Annotated in this window: 14 protein-coding genes; 1 reads left to right on the top strand and 13 read right to left on the bottom strand. The window is 52.2% G+C overall.

The window, feature by feature from the left end; translation table 11 throughout:
* Position 1: 1 nt before the first annotated feature.
* The 10 genes from argJ to D2E26_RS03665 form a co-directional block, all read right to left on the bottom strand.
* Complete coding sequence (gene argJ / locus D2E26_RS03620) at positions 2 to 1,171, bottom strand: bifunctional glutamate N-acetyltransferase/amino-acid acetyltransferase ArgJ (RefSeq protein ID WP_125963277.1); 1,170 nt, start codon at positions 1,169 to 1,171, stop codon at positions 2 to 4.
* Complete coding sequence (gene argC, locus D2E26_RS03625) at positions 1,168 to 2,259, bottom strand: N-acetyl-gamma-glutamyl-phosphate reductase (RefSeq protein ID WP_125963278.1); 1,092 nt, start codon at positions 2,257 to 2,259, stop codon at positions 1,168 to 1,170. The genes argJ and argC overlap by 4 nt, the downstream gene beginning before the upstream one ends.
* A gap of 94 nt (positions 2,260 to 2,353) precedes the next feature.
* Positions 2,354 to 3,217, bottom strand: coding sequence for an alpha/beta hydrolase (locus tag D2E26_RS03630; RefSeq protein WP_164515846.1), 864 nt, complete (start codon positions 3,215 to 3,217; stop codon positions 2,354 to 2,356).
* Positions 3,218 to 3,338: 121 nt separating this feature from the next.
* The gene (locus D2E26_RS03635) at positions 3,339 to 4,112 is read right to left on the bottom strand and encodes a hypothetical protein (protein ID WP_125963416.1); all 774 of its coding nucleotides are present in this window, start codon (positions 4,110 to 4,112) and stop codon (positions 3,339 to 3,341) included.
* A gap of 356 nt (positions 4,113 to 4,468) precedes the next feature.
* Positions 4,469 to 7,066 (bottom strand): phenylalanine--tRNA ligase subunit beta, encoded by a 2,598-nt coding sequence (gene pheT / locus D2E26_RS03640; RefSeq protein ID WP_125963280.1) that lies wholly within the window; start codon positions 7,064 to 7,066, stop codon positions 4,469 to 4,471.
* Between the two features lie 7 nt (positions 7,067 to 7,073).
* Positions 7,074 to 8,129: a phenylalanine--tRNA ligase subunit alpha gene (gene pheS / locus D2E26_RS03645; RefSeq protein WP_241218863.1), complete on the bottom strand. Its 1,056-nt coding sequence runs from the start codon at positions 8,127 to 8,129 to the stop codon at positions 7,074 to 7,076.
* Positions 8,130 to 8,227: 98 nt separating this feature from the next.
* Positions 8,228 to 9,142, bottom strand: coding sequence for a TrmH family RNA methyltransferase (locus D2E26_RS03650; RefSeq protein ID WP_125963282.1), 915 nt, complete (start codon positions 9,140 to 9,142; stop codon positions 8,228 to 8,230).
* 304 nt (positions 9,143 to 9,446) lie between these two features.
* Positions 9,447 to 10,343 (bottom strand): hypothetical protein, encoded by an 897-nt coding sequence (locus D2E26_RS03655; RefSeq protein ID WP_125963283.1) that lies wholly within the window; start codon positions 10,341 to 10,343, stop codon positions 9,447 to 9,449.
* Entirely contained in the window at positions 10,340 to 11,053 is a 714-nt protein-coding gene (locus D2E26_RS03660; protein WP_125963284.1) for an ABC transporter ATP-binding protein, read from the bottom strand. Before D2E26_RS03660 ends, D2E26_RS03655 begins: the two co-directional genes overlap by 4 nt.
* 3 nt (positions 11,054 to 11,056) lie before the next feature.
* A complete protein-coding gene (locus D2E26_RS03665) occupies positions 11,057 to 12,133 on the bottom strand; it encodes a hypothetical protein (RefSeq protein WP_125963285.1) in 1,077 nt (358 codons plus the stop codon).
* 330 nt (positions 12,134 to 12,463) lie between these two features.
* On the opposite strand from D2E26_RS03665, the gene D2E26_RS03670 reads away from it, so the two are divergent.
* Complete coding sequence (locus tag D2E26_RS03670) at positions 12,464 to 12,856, top strand: hypothetical protein (RefSeq protein WP_125963286.1); 393 nt, start codon at positions 12,464 to 12,466, stop codon at positions 12,854 to 12,856.
* Between the two features lie 83 nt (positions 12,857 to 12,939).
* Here the strand turns inward: D2E26_RS03670 and D2E26_RS03675 are convergent, their stop codons facing one another.
* The 3 genes from D2E26_RS03675 to D2E26_RS03685 form a co-directional block, all read right to left on the bottom strand.
* Positions 12,940 to 15,702, bottom strand: coding sequence for an ATP-binding cassette domain-containing protein (locus D2E26_RS03675; protein ID WP_241218864.1), 2,763 nt, complete (start codon positions 15,700 to 15,702; stop codon positions 12,940 to 12,942).
* 35 nt (positions 15,703 to 15,737) lie between these two features.
* A complete protein-coding gene (locus tag D2E26_RS03680) occupies positions 15,738 to 16,370 on the bottom strand; it encodes an ECF transporter S component (protein WP_420897202.1) in 633 nt (210 codons plus the stop codon).
* A 346-nt stretch (positions 16,371 to 16,716) separates the two neighbouring features.
* Positions 16,717 to 18,096 (bottom strand): dipeptidase, encoded by a 1,380-nt coding sequence (locus tag D2E26_RS03685; RefSeq protein WP_125963287.1) that lies wholly within the window; start codon positions 18,094 to 18,096, stop codon positions 16,717 to 16,719.
* Positions 18,097 to 18,098 lie beyond the last annotated feature (2 nt).

Genomic DNA, 18,098 nt, shown 5'->3' on the forward strand with positions numbered 1-18,098 from the left:
GTCAGCTTTCGTAGTCAGCATTAATATGCACGTACTCGTGCGTCAGGTCGTCGGTCCAGACAGTTGCCAACGCCTCACCCGAGTTCAGCGTGATATCGATCTGCACTTCACGGTTTTCCATATTGACTTCTGATCGATCATGCGCAGGTTTTGCACCGTCGCAAATGCAAACACCGTTCACAGCAACGCTGACCTTTTGAGGATCATATGGAGCAACATCTTCTGGTACGGTGCCCAATGAGCTCACAATGCGTCCCCAGTTTGGATCGTTACCGCTGATGGCACACTTGAGGAGATTGGATGCCGCAACTGCGCGACCACATGCCAATGCTGCTTCTTCGCTGCTTGCACGATTGACTGTAATTCGGATTGTATGACTCGAACCCTCACCATCGCCAACAATTTGCGCTGCTAGATCAGCACAAATTTCTGCAACGAGTTGGTTGAACTCATCTGGATCTGGTTCGCATTCGCTGGCGCCTGAGGCCAGCAGCAGTACCGTATCGTTCGTAGACATGCAACCGTCTACGTCAATACGGTTAAACGATTGATCTACGGCATAGGCCAGTGCTGCTTGGCACTGCCCTGCGCTGACCTGAGCGTCCGTGGTAATAACGCACAGCATCGTCGCTAACTGTGGCGCAATCATGCCAGCGCCTTTGACCATGCCACCAATGCGGTATCCAGTACCCTGACGTGTGCAGGTTTTTGGCACGGTATCGGTTGTCATAATGGCATGCGATGCATCAACACCAGCTTGCTCAGTGGAATCGAGTTGTGCATAGGCCTCTCGTGCACCATCAAGCACATTGGCGAGCGGCAATAGTTCTCCGATCATGCCTGTTGAACATACGGCTACATACTGCGGCTCAGTGTGTACGAGGTTTGCAACAAGTTCTGCTTCGGCTTGCGACTGCGCATAGCCTTTGGTACCTGTGCAAGAGTTTGCGCCACCTGAGTTCAAAATAACGGCATCAACGCGGCCTTGCTTAATAGCATTACGTGTCCATTGCACTGGTGCTGCGCAGAAACGATTGACGGTAAAAACGCCTGCACCAGCCTTGATTGGACCATCATTGACGACGAGAGCAAGATCCTTTTTGCCTTCTTTGGCTGAAATGCCTGCTTCGACTCCTGCAGCGCGGAAACCTTGTGCAAATGTAACGCTCATGGAGCTACTCCAATCTGTGTGAGACCACATGCTTCATCAATGCCGAGACTCAGGTTCAATGCCTGAACAGCTTGACCTGCTGTGCCTCGGTTTAAGTTGTCAATTGCAGCAAATGCAATCAGTCGTTGTGCTGGCCTATCAGCTACAACCTGAAGATGTGCCGCATTCGAGCCCACAATGTTTTGTGTGGCGGGAAGTACACCCAGAGGTAATACCTGCATAAATTGTTGACCTGCATAGGCTTGCTGCCATATGCCATGCAATTCTTCATCACTGAGTTGCATGGCTTGCTCGGTCATTGGTGCACTGACAACAGCTAGAATTCCTCGTGCCATTGGAACGAGTATTGGAGTAAACGAAACAGCATAATCATTGACATCCTGCGCAGTTCTTCCTGCTGCATGTGCCAGATTTTGAAGGATTTCTGGGATGTGGCGATGCGTACCGCCAACACCATAAGGCGTTGCTGAACCAAAAGCTTCGGCTGCAAGTAGGTTCATGCGTTTGAGATTCTTGCCTGCTCCCGAATAGCCCACCGCAAGATCAGCCACAATGGCAGAACCATCAACAAGCCCTTGTGCAATAGCAGGCTGTATTGCCAAAGTTACTGCTGTTACATTGCAGCCCGGCCCAGCAATTCTATGAGCGCCGACTAATGCTTCGCGCTGACGTAGATACTGCCCTGATGCGGTTGTTCCGGTGATGAGCTCTGGCATGCCATAGGTCCAGTGCTCATAGAAATCACCGCCATAGAACGCATCCCATGCCTCTCGCTGCTCAAGCCTATGGTCTGCACCTAAATCAACAACTATGGTATGTTCATCAAGATGCGCAGCGAGTTGGCCAGAAGCACCATGCGGTAACGCCAAAATAACCACATCGTGATGTGCCAATACTTCGGGAGTTGAATCTTGGATAACCAGATCAGCAAGTTGTGGCACATGTGGCAAATACTCACCAAGCTTGTGGCCCACTGATGAATGCCCCGCAACAGTAGTTACGTTGAACTCTGGATGCGCTGCGAGAATTCGTATTGCTTCTCCACCCGCATATCCAGTAGCTCCCGCTACTGCAACTGAGTAGACCATTGGGCCGCTCCTTCAGCTTGAAGTCGTAATGCCCACAGCATACACACTATGCAAAGTAATGAATATTATGCATGCCACGATGTGAACATTGTCATTAGCTTGCTGAGTCGATAACTCGATCCATATGGAGGCCGCTCGTTGGGTCGCCATTATTCAGATCACAGAACATATGGTTCTTCGTACCTGGCTCAATACCGGCGAGGAATGAGAACACATCATCCATTAATGGATCCCAGAAACCAAGGTCATGCTCACCTGGTGCTTCATCAAGTTGTACCGATGCGCCTATGGCACGAACTTGGGTATAGAACTCTTTGATCTGGTCATGCACCATAGCATCCTGCTGACCAACGCACATATAGAGTTCCGGAAGATCGTTCGGATTGCCTTCTGACCATGCGTTAATTGGATACATTGGCGAAGACTTGAACTGCTCTTCGGTACCAAATAATGCGTCAAGCATAGAATCTTTGAGTGCAATTGCTGGTAGTTCTCGAGACATGCGGAACATGTCAATGACGGGAGACATACAGGCTACTTTGCTGAATAGATCACGGTGTAATGCGCCATTAATCAGCGCACCATAACCGCCCATAGAAAGACCGCCAAGGAAAGTGTCTTCACGCTTCGTAGACAGTGGCAGCAATCTACGTGTTTCTTCAATAAGTTCTTTAGTTACATACGAGCTGTAATTGCTATAGCGCTCTGCATGATCTAAATAGAATGAATTCTCACCATCGGGCATAACAACGGCTATGTGCTTGAGTTCACCTTGTTTGCGGAATGGTAAATACTCAATGAGCTCTTGAGCTGAACTCGTGAACCCGTTTAAAAAATACAGTGTTTTAAAAGGCGGTTCAGCCATGACGCCTGATGCCTCATCGGTAGGCAGCAACACATGATAGGTTACTGCTCGCATCAGCGCTTTGGACTTAAAATTCACCGTAATATGCGACACTGCTTCTCTCCCCCAAAATACAAAGAAGCCGGCTCACCAAAATTGGTGAGGAACCGGCTCCTTTGCCCCATGTAAATTATGTTATTCACACTTTAGGGGGTATACGCTGTTAAATCAAGCGTCAGGCCTTAATTGCCTTCGTTGAATCCGTTGCAGTTTGCAGCACTGATTGCATCTGGTTTGCCAAATCATTCATGCTGATGCCATGTGCCATCAGATAGAAGAACGAGATGGAATACAGCACATTAATGATGACTGCTGCAACGGCAAGGCCAAAACCCTTCATATGAAAGACCTTGGTGCGCCACATTGACATGCCACCAAGAATGGCTGGCAGAATTGGGCATGGGAATACGAGTGCCAGAATAAACGAAATAATCGAAGCTGGATCCCAGTGACCATAAGCAGGATTCTGCTGTGGATCATCGAGATCAATACCGTTAATAATGCGGTGTGGCTTCTGCTGAGCATTCATAGGCCCCTGTGGGAACTCGTGATGCTGCTGAGGGGGCATATGCATGCCATCATCTGGATGAGGTGCACCGTAATTGCTCTGTCCATTCTGGGCTGCGTCATCTGGCAGACCAAATGGGTAGAACTCAGGGTTGTAGTAAGGATGGTTTGGACCCTGCTGAGGTGGCTGCGGCGTATGCTGCACCGGCTGCATCTCTTGTGGCGTATGCTGCTGAGCATTTTCGCTTGCTGGCGTATCTGGATGACCATACAGATATGGGTCATAGTTCGCTGGGAACTCGTTTGCCATAGCACCATATTCAAGACCATTTGGATTCTCGCCAAGATCCTGTGCCAGCACACCATATGGCAATGCTGCTGCATGAGCAGACGATGCCGTCGATGCAGATTCTTCGTTTGACGTAGCAGGAGCTGCTGCCATCACTGGAGCCGTCGGCGCCGACGTTGCAGCTGGCTCTGCAGCTGCATTCGAAGCCTTGAACTGAGCGAATTCCATAGTTGGTGCTTCAGACGACTCTTCATGAGTAGTAGATGATGGCACAACAGAACTCTTGGCTATATTCGGCACAGCAGGCACTGATGGCATTTGCGGTACGTTCTGTGTTACAGGCTTCTGTTCTTTCGTTGCCTGAGACGACTCGTTGGCACTGGCATTCGTTGGAATGTTTGCCTGGGAGTCCGACTGAGGCAGTGGATCGTGTTGTGTCATTATGTCCTTACTCAATTGAAAACAACAAAAAGCGCATCGCAGCAAGTGGAGCTGCGATGCGCTTGAAGTTATGCGCGCAGTTGTGCACCGAGCTTTGCTGCTTCTGCAACAATACGCTCACGAAGTGCTTCACTGTCGTCACCAGTCAGCGTTTTATCCGCGGCGCGGAATGTCACTGCATAGGCCAACGACTTCATGCCCTCGCCAACCTGCTCTCCAGTGAACACATCGAACAGGTCAATCGACTCGAGCATATCGCCTGCGCCACGCTCAATTGCTTCACGCAGCTGCTCTGCCGTCACGTCGTCCGACACCGTGAATGCCAAGTCCTGCTTGACTGGTGGGAACGTCGAAATTGGCTTAGCCTGCACTGGCTTGTTGTTCAGCGTCTCAAACAGAGCCGTCAAATCCAGCTCGAATGCAGCGCTGTGTGCTGGGAAGCCAAGGGCTTCGTTCACCTTTGGATGCAGCTCGCCAACAAGGCCGAGCTTCTTGCCATCAGCAACAACATAAGCCACACGGCCTGGGTGCCACTGTGCTGGAGCATCATCAGCCTTTGGCTGCTCCAGAGCAATCTTTGCGCCAATACGATCAGCAATGCGGTGCACTGCTTCAACAGCATCGGTCCAATCCACAGCACGTGCATCGCCGAGCCAACCATCGTGCTCAGCCTTACCCGTCATAATGCCAGCAACGTGCATTGGCTGATCAGGCAGACCAGCGTTCAGAGCAGCAATCTGCTCATCGGTTGGACGCACGCCGCCAGGCAGTGCTGGAATTGCTGGAGCCTGTGGATCCCACAGGTACACATGGCCGAGCTCGTACAGGCTCACGTTCTCAATACCGCGGTGAATGTTGCGCTGCACGGTCTGAGCCAGCGTCAGCAGAATCGAGCGACGCAGGTATGGACGGTCGCCAGCCAGTGGGTTGACGATCTGCACGCTAACAGGAGCAACCTTTTCAGCGTCGTACTGGAATGCCTTGAAGTCTGCATCACCAACGAATGGGTAGGTCAGCACTTCCACAAGGCCGTACTCAGCAAGCTCGTCAGCAATCTGACGCTTGCGCAGCTGTGGAACAGTCAGACCAACATGACCCTCAACTGGAGCCGATGGCACGCGCGTTGGAATCTCGTCATAGCCCACCAAGCGAGCCACTTCTTCAACGAGATCGCATGGCATCGTCAGATCAGGACGCCACGTTGGAGCCTCAACAAGCAGGTTGCCATTGCCCTCGTCGGTGACCTTGCAGCCAACGGCTTCGAGCTTAGCAACGATCACATCATCCGTAAGGTCCAGACCGGCTACACGTGCAACTTCAGAAGTCTTAAATGAAATTGCAGGACGGGCAGCAACATTGTTGATGTCCGTTGGAGTCAACGAAGCCTCAGCCTGGCCGAAACGCACGAGCATATCGGCAGCCATCTGAGCGGCAGCTGGCTGGAGCTGAGTGTCAACGCCACGCTCGAAGCGGCGCGAAGCCTCGGAAGGAAGCTTGTGACGGCGAGCGGAACGAGCGATCGAAACCTGATCGAAATGAGCAGCTTCAATCAGAATGTTCTTCGTCTCTGCAGTGACCTCACCATAGAGACCACCCATAACGCCTGCAATACCGAGCACACGCGAGCCCTGCTCACCGTTTGGAGAATCGGTAATCAGCAGATCCTCGGTGCTCAGATCACGTTCCTTGCCGTCAAGCGTCGTCAGCTTTTCGCCGGCCTTAGCGCGGCGCACCACGATTGGAGCCTCGATCTTGTCGAGATCGTAAGCGTGCAGTGGCTGGCCGAGGTCGAGCATAACGTAGTTCGTCACGTCAACAGGCAGCGACAGCGAACGCATGCCAGCGCGGGACAGGCGGCGACGCATCCAGTTTGGCGTCTTGCTACCTGGCACGTAGTTGCGCACAGCGCGAGCATAGAAGCGATCGCAGCCAGGAACGCCGTGAATTGGAGCCTCATCGTTAATAATGACTTCAATATCACCGTTCGTACCTGCGGACTCAGGTGCCTGAGCCGTCAGCTCGGTCACTGGATCCGTGAACTTAGCGCCCGTCGAATCGAAGTACTCACGAGCAACACCGCGGTACGAGAATGCGTAGCCGCGATCTGGCGTCACGTTGATCTCGAGCAGTGGCTGATCAAGGTGCAGCAAGTGCATCAGATCGTCGCCTGGCTTCAAGTTCTCGTACTCTTCCTCAGAGAAGCCGTAGTCGCGCAGCAGAATAATGCCGGCGTGGCTGTCGCCGAGGCCGAGCTCGCGCTCAGAAGCACACATACCCTCGGAAATGTGGCCGTACGTCTTGCGAGGCTCAATGCGGAAGTCGCCTGGCAGCACTGCGCCTGGCAGCGTCACAACAACCTTCTCGCCTGCAGCCATGTTTGGAGCGCCGCAGATGATGCCACGTGGCACCTTGTTGCCGTTTTCGTCAACGTCGTTGTACTTGTCGCCAACGTCAATGTGGCACCAGTTAATCGTCTTGCCGTTCTTCTGTGGCTCTGGCGTTGCATCCACAACGTAGCCGACGACGATTGGGCCAGTCAGCTGGGACTGGTGAATCTCTTCTTCTTCGAGGCCAACGCGCACCAAATCCTTGGCGAGCTGCTCGTAGGTCAGATCCTGTGGCAGCTCAACGTGCTCGCGCAGCCAATCAATATCTACCATTGGCATTTGTGGCTCACTCCCCCATCACAAACTGTTCGCTGAAACGCACGTCGCCCTCAACGAGGTCGTGCATATCGTTGATATCGGAACGCAGCAGCAGCGTACGCTCAACACCGACGCCGAATGCGAAGCCCGTGTATTCATCTGGATCAAGGCCAGCAGAACGCAGCACGTTTGGATTGACCATGCCGCAGCCGCCCCACTCGAGCCAGCCTGGGCCACCCTTCTTATCTGGGAACCACAGATCCAGCTCTGCAGAAGGCTCGGTGAATGGGAAGTAGCTAGGGCGCAGACGCGTGTGAGCATCTGGGCCGAACATTGCCACAGCGAGCTTATCGAGCACACCCTTAAGGTCTGCCATCGTCAGGCCCTTATCAACTGCCAGTGCCTCAATCTGGTGGAACACAGGCGTGTGCGTTGCGTCGAGCTCATCGGTACGGAACACGCGACCTGGGCATGCAATGTACAGTGGCACACCGTTCTTGATCAGACCACGAACCTGATCAGATGACGTCTGCGTGCGCAGCACCATGTTCGAGCCCACGAAGCCTGCAGCATCCTTCGTCTGGTTGCCCTTCACATAGAACGTATCCTGCATCTGACGTGCTGGATGATCAGGACCAAAGTTAAGAGCGTCAAAGTCAAACCACTCAGTCTCAACTTCTGGACCATCAGAGATCTGCCAACCCATGCCCACGAAGAAGTCTTCAACATCTTCCATAAGCTTGGCCAGTGGATGACGTGCGCCCAGAGGCTTACGTTCCACAGGCAGAGTCATATCCACAGTTTCTGCAGCAAGTGCAGCAGCTTCTTCAGCTGCCTTGACAGCAGCTTCCTTCTTGCCATAAGCACGGCCGAAGTCGGCGCGCAGCTTGCCCATGAGCTTGCCTGCGTCCTTCTTCTGGGGCTTATCGAGTCCGCCGATTGCCTTGCTGGCCATAGTCATTGCCGACTGTGCGCCTGCATACTGTGATTTGATGGCCTTGAGTTCCTCCATTGTGGAGGCATGGTTGATTTTCTCGATGCCTTCCGCAACCGCAGCGGTTACGGCCTCAGCGTCGAAGCTCATCTGTTCTGCCACAAGAGCCCTTCCTTCAAGCTCCGCTCCTTAAGGGTCTAGCACCCATACAGTGCGGAAAATGCTTGTATTTTCAGCGTTTTAACGTACTAGATTGTTTCAACACGACTCGACATAGCCATGCTCATCAACAGAATTGATGCGCTGGTTGCCAAGTTCAGTGATTCTGCCTTGCCATAAATAGGAATGGAGACGATTTCGTCGGCCTTGTTGAGCATGTCTGCTTCAAGTCCGCGAGCCTCGTTACCGAACAACACACAAGTTGGTTCGTGCGTGAATGCGCGCTGCTGCAGGATCGTTGGCAGCATCTGCGGCTTACGATCCTCAGTGCCGTACACGTCGGCAGCCATGAGCTTGAAGTTATGCTCTGCACGCCACTCGTCGAACTCCTGCTCGCTCATCGTGACGACTGGCAGGTGGAACAGCGAGCCCGTAGTGCTGCGGATCACCTTTTGGTTATAGAGATCTACGCAGTCGCCCACGAAAATAACGCATGCGCAGCCTGCAGCATCGGCCGAACGAATTGCCGTACCAGCGTTACCTGGGTCACGAATCTGCCAGAAAGCAGCCACCATTGGTGCGGTCTGTGCTTCATCAGACTCACCAGCGTGAGCTGCCGACTCCATAGCAGCGTTCATGGCTTCTTCCGTGGCGCTGTGCAGCTCACGCAAGTCAGCAATAGCAAACACGCCTTGGCAATCGGCACTGACATGATGCAGCACCTGCAGCGTTGCCTTGTGCACGTAGCAGTTCGCACGCAAGCCCATTCCGGCCAGTTGACCAATGGTTGGGTTCAAAAATGCTGCGTCTGGTTCTGCCGAATCGACAGCAACATACAGATCGAGTGCTGCTTGTGGCATCCACTGCAGCAGCTCACGAACAGCTTGTGGTCCTTCAACAACGCAGCGGTTTGCTTTTTCGCGGCGCTTATGGTCGGTTAAACTTCTGATGCGCTTGAACCGTTCTGAATTTGCGTGGTTAAGCACTTCGTCATACATAGGCATGCGGCCATCGTAACGCCCGTTGCCGTCTTGAATTATTTCTGTGATTGCAACAGTAGCGTGCTAAACCGCGCTATATCACTGCGTTACTCGATGCCACGCCGTCCGACTAACGCTGTTTAAACAGCTTAAAGAGTCGCGACTCTCGTATGGTTAGCGCGGTTATCAGAGCCGAAACAATAAGTCCAGTAAACATTGCAATTGGTGTTCGAATTGCCTGAACATACACCATGGCGGCATCACTGATGGCACACCGCACGCAGAATGCTCCAATCAACGCCATGGCAGCCACTGTTGCGACTAAACCTCATATCGTAACTTCAATACCTATGCCTGCAATTTGCGAGGCTTTGGTTTGGCCTGAGTGCAATGCACCTGCATATTCAAGTCGTCGCGAGCGCACGGCGACTACACCGATGAAGCAACCGATTGCGAGCGCAATTACGGGCATGAATGCAGTATCACGTTTGAGATAGCTGTTATTGGCATCATAATTGCTCGAGAGCGTGCGATTCACAGGAAGAATACCTGATGGGTTTTGTGGATCAGCATCAGCAATAGTGCTGTAGAGTAATTCGCTGGTTCGATCGCTATGCGGCCATTGCCGTGCCCAGCATTCGCCATAATCATTTTGCGATGCAGGGTGTGGCATCAAGAGTGCAAATCCGAGTTTGGTATCTCGCCCATCATTTGGCCAGTCGTAAATTCCTGCGATACGTTCTTCGCCTTGCGTTGTTTGGATAATACTGCCTGTGGTGAGCCCGAATTCTTCAGCAACCGATTGCGAAGCCCATGTACCTGAGGTGTCAACAGTCTGATCACCACCCTTACCTGACGCTGATGCGACGAGTTCAATCATGCCTGGTGAGACTGTAAAACTTTGTACTTGCGATCCAGGTGTTGCTTTCATTTCTATGAGATCAGCCTTCGCACTCAAGGCTCCTGATTGTTGGATTGTGCTGTGATGCAGTTTTGAGAGTTGGTCACAGGTCACGCCATCAACAGTGCCGCCCATTATGGCGTCGGTATCACCAAGTGTTGCAATGCGTTCTTGCGCTTCGCCTTGCATTGCTATAACAGTGGACGCACCATAGCCGCCAAGTAGTGTTGCAATAATAAGGAATGCAAGAGCGAGTGATATGGCATGCGATGTACCACTGCCAATATTGCGTAGACTTTCGGTCCATATACTACGAAGCTTCATACGGTGCTCGTTTCCTCAAATACTGTTGCTTCAGTTGCTGTTGCTTCAGTCTTTATTTCTTCAATCTGTATTGCTTCAGTCTCTGTTACTTCAGGTTGCGTTTCTGATGGCGCATAGTCAGCAAGATCGATAACGCGACCGCAAGCATTTCTCGTATCTGGATCGTGCGTTGCTACGATAACGATCATGCCTTGGCCTGCGAGGTTGCCGAGCACATTGCTGACTGAGTGTGCTGTTTTGGTATCAAGCTGTGCTGTTGGCTCGTCTACGAGCAGCATGTCTGGATGTGAGCACACAGCTCGGGCCAGCATGAGTCGTTGCGCTTCGCCACCAGATAGTGCGCTAAAACGACGGTCTGCGGCATAGCCCAAATCGAACAGATCGAGCGCTTCATATGCTTGTGCCTCTGCATCATTGCGATCCCATCCTTTGGCGAGTAATGGGAACACCACATGGTCCAGTGCTGTACGTCGGGCTACACCATAAGGGTTTTGGAATACCCAACCAATGCGGCCAATCTCATGTTTCTCAATAGTGCCTTGTGTGGGTTTCTCCCATCCAGCCAGAATCGACAGCAATGTGGATTTACCACAGCCCGATGGTCCGCACAGGGCTACGGTTTGGCCGGGGTCAATCCGGTAGTTGACATGTTCGAACAGATATTCCGTACCTGGGAATCGGTGTGCTACGTCATGTATGGCAATATGCATAGCTCACCTGCACTTGAGCGTCGTCAGTTCTGGGCCAATAACGACTTCGTGAATAGCGCCCGTATCAGCGTTCTCTGCTTGCACATAGCTTGTACCGAGTTCACCGTTCACTATGGTTACAGCAATTGGCTCGAGCTTATTGTGTTGTTGCACAGCAATGCAGGCTTTCGTATCTTCAATATTGAATACGGCTGCTGCTGGTACACGCAGTACATCAAATGGTTCGCTCATCATCAGCTTGGCTGAAATACCTGCTGCGCGATCACTCTCTTGCATATTGCGATACGCTTCCGAAGCAGCAATATCGGCGAGAACTTTGCCATCAGTTATATCAATTGAGTTTGCTGGCAACGTTGTTGCAATATTACAGATCGTAATGGTGCGATCTCGATCGGATGGTTGCCCGTTACGGACCGTCATTTTGACGAGTCCGCCCGGAATTTTGCCGACTGGTGCACCTTGATTAACAACAGTGCCCTGCTGTGCTGTCCATCCAGCGATTGACACAGTTTCTTCAGGAATCCACAGCGTATCAGCTAAGTCAAGTTGGCCATCGCACTTGGTTCCGGATTCCAGCATGAGCTGCTTCCAGCCGAGCTTGGTTGCTGCAGTATATTTCGTTGATCCCAACGAACTCGCGTAGCCGAGTCGAGCCAGTTCATTATTCAACGCCAGTACATCTTGGCCTTCGTCGTTTTCTTGAATACTTCTGTATAACGGTGTTTCGGTATGTAATGCAATAACAGCGCGATTATTTACGGTGAACGCCGTTGCTCCTGATCGCAATTCATTGACATCAGAGCTCGTGGTGACTACACCACTCGAATTTGAGAGAATCTCTCGGTCCGCAGCAACAACTGGAATAACATTCACTTCTTTTGCGTCGGTGTACTGCTGAATTGCCGCTGGCCCAGTTCGCATAGCATGAGCTTGTGCAAGTAATGATGGCGCTCGATCAGGAAGCCATAATGCACACGCTCCTACAGCTAAGGCCACAGCCACAATGATGCTTAAGACAGTCCACGTCCATGCTCGTGTTTGATTGGTAGTAGCAGTTTTGCGTTTTGCTGCTTTACTCATTCCAGTCACCTTTAACTCGATGCTTCTGTTTTCACGCACTATGACGCATCGCAACATTGCGGCTGCATCATGTTTAGGTTCACCACCGGTGTGGAATGGATGCTTGTTGAGTAGTGCATGGTATTCATGACTGTGAAGTTCATGATGCTGCTGCGCTACAAGCTCTGGTTACCACAACTGGTTGGTACGCCTGTTTTGCGTGCTCTCAATTCAACTTACTGGAATGGCACTGGTTTCTATAATCGCGCCCAGAATGTGGTATCGATTCTTAACATAGTTTTGCTCCGAGCATGTTATGCGCAAATATAGTTCCAGAGCAAAGGAGCGTGCATGCACCACCACAGACTATATGATCCGTTTTCACCATCAACGACCACGTGGTTCCCTGGTTTTGTTGTTGTTGTTTGTTTAGTAGCTATTGCAATTTCTATTTCTGCTCTACTGCGCAGTCGAAAAAATGAAGAGCACGAAAAGCATATTCGCTCTGCATACATCACAATTAATTTAGGCATGAGCTACCACGATGTTGCACAAATACTCGGTTCAGAAGGCATGCTGCAGTCAGAAGATGCACTGCAGAAACAATACATTTGGTATGTCGGAGCACGATCACCCCGACGGCACACGGCTCCTATGAACATCGTGCATCGCACAGCACCTGCGTATATTCGCTGTACGTTTGAGTATGACAAGCTCATTCGTAAAGAACAATGCGGATTATAAAGTCTGAAATTCGTACTGCAACAAGTGCTGAAATACAAAGAAGCCTAGGTTATTGAACCTAGGCTTCTGTTGTTTTCAACGGTTTATTCGCCACCCATAAAGGCAAACGTTCCCATGCAAGCAGCGGCTACGAGTGCAACCACAGGAATCAAAAGAGCACCAACAACGAACCAGTAGTCGCGAGCGTGAACTGTGGAGACTCGAGCGTGCGAACGCGGGCCGGAGCCGCCGAAACCACGCGCCTGCATAGCGGTTGCCAACATCGTGGAGCGGCGGATCGAGAGCACGAGTAGTGCAAATGCCTGCGGGAAGAACGCACGCCAAGCACTTTCATCACCCAAGCCGCGTGAACGACGCGACGCCGTCAACGCACTCCAGTCGTCACGCAACACAGCAAACAAACGCATGCCAGCGAGGCCGCCGTACACGAAACGATCTGGCAGATGCAGAATCTGACTGAATGCATCGGCGAGATCAGTTGCGTCAATGCCGAGCACGAGCACAATCGCTGGAATACCAATCGCAAGAATACGGATCATCGTTGCGAGTGCGAGCATGGCAGATCGGTCGGTGATGTTAATCCAAGCCCACTGCCACCAGACCGCGCCGCCGCTTTTACCGTACAGCAACACCGCTAAAGCCGATGTTGGAGCACCAATAAAAATAGGCCACGTACTGCGCACCACACGCCAAGGCGTAATACCCAGCAACCACAGCACAATCACTTCAATAGCGAGCGCCACACTTGCCGACACCACATCCAAGCTCAACAACAATGGCAGCGAAACAAGGAATGCGCCAATCAGACGATACACAGGATTCAGCGATGCCAAGAACGATGATCGACTCGACTGCCGAGGCTCCTCGACGCGATCGCGCACCGCACTCACAGGCACCGTCGTCTCACCCACACCTAAGCCAAATGCGGTATTGACCTCATTTCCCGCACGTAAAGCGGTTGCATCATCCTCTCCCACACGTAAGGCAGATACATCAGAACTCACTTCCGCACGTAAGGAAGTTGCACCAGATTCCACTCCCGCACGTAAGGCTGATACAGATTTTGCTTCTCCCGCACGTAATGGAGTTGCAACAGCTGCGGCTTTTTCTGTATGGGAAGCTTCGATCGATTGGTTGCTGCTACTACCCCATTCTTCGGTACTGAATTCTGGGACAAGTTCAACGACGCGAGCGCCTAACGCAGTGACGAGATCGCGATCGTGTGTGACGACAATAATGCTGACACCATCGTTACGTAAGGAATCAATAAGTCGTGCGATTTGCATCCATGTACGACGATCCTGGCCGAATGTTGGTTCGTCCAAAAGCAGCACGCTTGGTGCGCATGCGAGTGCTGCTGCCACGGTTAAGCGACGCTTCTCGCCGCCAGACAGCGTGTATGGATTAACCTGCGCATACTGATCGAGACGGAATTGCTCGAGTAACTGCATTGCTTGTTCGCGAGCTTGATCCTCATCAATGCCCGTACGAATTGGTCCAAGCATGACTTCGTCAAGCACGCTTGAGCAAGCGAACTGATGTTCTGGATTTTGGAACACATAACTAATACGGCTTGCCAGTTCACGACTCGTCCAATGAATTGGCCAAGGTTCCGTATGCTTCGTACCTTCAGCAAGCGCTGGCGATGCGACTACTGATCCAGCAACTGGTTCGAGCAAGCCTGCCAGAGTTAACGACAGTGTTGATTTACCTGCACCGTTAGCACCAACTAATGCAGTGATCTCACCGGTACGGAATTCAAGATTGATATGGTCAGCAATGGCTTCGTTATTGCGTCCAATGGCAAGGTCTTCAGTATGCAGCACAACCTCATGATGCGTTGCTGCACTCGTTGTATTTGCTGCTGCTTGACTCAGTGGACGAATTACATCGCTTGGTCGGCGATACTGTTCTGGGACCCAGATACCGAGCTCAGCAAAGTCAATAGCTGGATTCGTAAATACGGCTTCTGGAGTGCCATCGGCAACAACTACGGTGTGCTTGGCTTCATCGGAAGCATTACCCAGCACAATAACGCGATCAATACAATCGATCCAAGCGCCTGCACGATGCTCAACGAGCACCATTGTGGCCTTTGTACGCTGCAAGACATCGCTGACTGCTTGTACAACTTCGGTGACACCAGCAGGATCCAAATTGGCTGTTGGCTCATCAAGCAGCAGCACCTTTGGTTGCATAGCCAAAGCACCAGCCAATGCCAGACGTTGCATCTGACCACCAGACAGGTGCAAGACCGAACGAGTCAACTGAATATCTTCAAGGCCAACAGCCTGCAACGATTCGGCAACGCGCTGCCAAATCTGTTCGCGTGGCACATCCAGATTTTCTGGGCCAAAGGCTACGTTGTCACCAATGCGCTGGAAAACAACCTGCGCATCAGGATCCTGCAATACCAAACCAACTTGCCCATGCGCCTGATGAGCATCGGCACCATAAATACTGATCGAACCTTCGGTAATACCACCGTCTGCATCGACAAGAGCTTGAGGCTCAGCGTCAACATCAGCAACAGCATCATCAGCACCAGCAGTACACTCTGCGCAAGCTGCATCATCAACAGCTGCATCATCATCAGCTGCAACTGCATCTTCTGCTGCAGGTTCACTCTGTGCCACTGCTACTTCGTCACCGAGAATGCCGGCAGCACCTTCGAGAATTGTGGACTTTCCAATACCCGAAGCACCGAGTAACAGCACGTGTTCGCCTTCATGAATATCGAGATTCAGATTACGAACGGCAAATTCGTTACGTGAGGCGTGACGGTAACCCCAGTTTTGCCAACTAATGGCAATAGGTTGATTGTTTTCTTCTTGCATGAGGTTCATAGGAGTATGAGCAAGTTGGTTGGTTGCAGAATTCATTACTTATTGTTGATGCGCTTCAAAGCCTTAGCGCGCTGTTCACGACCCGAGCTGAACTGATCAAGTGCACCAGTACGTGCGATTGCAGTGAACAGATACCACATTGCAACGCCTGCAATCAGCATGCCCGAAATAACTGAAGTTACGAGATACACAATGCCGTAACTGCTAGCCACATCAACGGCCTGCAAATTGGTCAGGAACGAGTATGCCCAAGAACCGACACCAGCCAATGCGCCCGAGAGCAGCATGGTTGGCAGATTCCACTTGCGATACTTGAAGCAAGCAAAAGCGAGTTCTGCACCAGCGCCTTGAGCCAATGCAATAATCAGCGTGCCAATGCCACCCCACTGGTTACCCAGCAGTGCTTCCAGCACACCAGCAACAACTTCGGCATACAAAGCAGCGCCAGGCTTGCGAATAATAACTGCAGCTAATGGTCCTGCGAACAGCCACAAGCCATTCACGATTCCAGCGAGACCAGGAAGAATAGCTTCGAGCACGCCCCATGGCGCATAAGTTGCGATTGCAGCAACCCAATAAATCAAAGCGGATGCGACACCAATAACTGAAGCAACGGCAATGTCCACAACGCGCCAACGCAAGCGCAGTTTTTGAGGAGCGGACGAAATAGGAGTTGCAGAAGAAGTGGTGTTGTGCGTGGCCATAGTGCCTCTTTCCGTAGCGAGGCTCAGCCGGCAGAAACGTGCCGTATGAACCCCGTAATGAATGGGATACAAGGCACGGGAATGAGCGACGTCCGTGCGCCGGCATTATCCGGATTCACGTTCAATCGGTCGGAGACTTGCTCCCCTCTCAGCCTTTACGACTCTTGAAGTCAGGCTCCCGTGTCAGCCACACATCCTAAAGGTACGTCGGGATGAAAAAAGGTGCTGTGTTCATCAAATGAACAAAACAGCACCTTTTTGATCAAAAATTATTCAGCTAGCCAAACTGAACGACGATCAGCAAGCGTCATCAGCGAGCGTCATCAGCGCCGAGCTTAGCGAGCAGCAAAGCTTCAGCAACGACGTTCTTCTGCAGACCTGGCAGGCTGACCGACTCGTTAGGGCTGTGAGCGTTCGACTGAGGATCTTCAGGACCCGTGACGAGCACCTGTGCCTTAGGGAACAGACGCTGCAGTTCAGGAATGAATGGAATCGAACCGCCCTGACCCATGTTGACTGGATCCACGTCGAATGCCTCGCGCATTGCTTCAAGAGCATCCTTCGTAGCCGTTGCCGTTGGATCCATAGCCCAACCGCGACCTGCTTCGAGTGGCGTCACCTCAACCTCAGCGCCGAATGGAGCGTTGGACTCAAGGTATGCCTTCAGAGCTGCGTTAACTTCGTTTGGATCCTGCTCAGGAGCCGTACGCACGCTGAGGCGGTACGTTGCTTCTGGTGCGATCACGTTGAACGAACCCTCAACTGGGTGGGCATCGAAGCCGATGACCGTAGCGCTTGGCTTCGTCCACAGGCGGGAAGCCAGCGAACCCGTACCAGCGAGCTTGTACGAATCAACAATGCCAGCGTCCTTGCGCACCGATTCCTCGGTCACGTCCTGCTGCAGACCGCCAACTGGCTCCTGCGAAGCAATCCCAGGCACCTTAAGCTCGCCGTTCTCGTTGTAAAGCGATGCGATCGACATGCTGGCCAGCGTGACGGCGTCGAGAATTGGGCCACCGTACTGACCGGAGTGCACTGGGTGCTTGAGCACGCGCACGTGCACATCGCAGGTTGCATTACCGCGCAGGCTCGTCGTCAGCGATGGAATTTCTGGAGCCCAGTTACCCGAGTCAGCCACGATGATGACGTCAGCTTCAAACTCGTCACGGTGTGCCTCAATGAATGGGATGAAGCTTGGCGAGCCCATCTCCTCTTCACCCTCAATAAAGAGCTTGATGTTGACGTTGAGTTCCTTGCCGAGTGCCTGCAGTGCGCCGACGTGCATAATGATGCCGCCGCCGTCATCGCACGAGCCACGGCCGTAGAGCCTGTCGCCCTGCACCGTGCCGACGAATGGTTCGCTCGTCCAACCTTCTGGACCAGGAACTGGCTGCACGTCGTGATGTGCGTAGAGCAGCACGGTTGGTGCGTTCTCGTCCACAACAAGCGAGCCGATAACTTCCCATGCGCCCGGCTTGCCGTCTTCCGTTACAGCCTGCTCCACCTTGGCATCGACACCAAGCTTTTGGAATTGCTCGGCCACGAAATCTGCCGAACGCTTCATCTGTTCGCCGGCAATGCCCTGAGCAGAAATAGATTTGAGTGCAATCTTCTGGTTGAGCAGTTCAACAAGTTCGTTCCAGTGCTCGGCTACATTCTCACGAATGCGGGCTTCATCAAACTGAGCCATGT

It is taken from the genome of Bifidobacterium dolichotidis, assembly GCF_003951975.1.
In the GTDB taxonomy this organism is placed as follows: Bacteria; Actinomycetota; Actinomycetes; order Actinomycetales; family Bifidobacteriaceae; genus Bifidobacterium; species Bifidobacterium dolichotidis.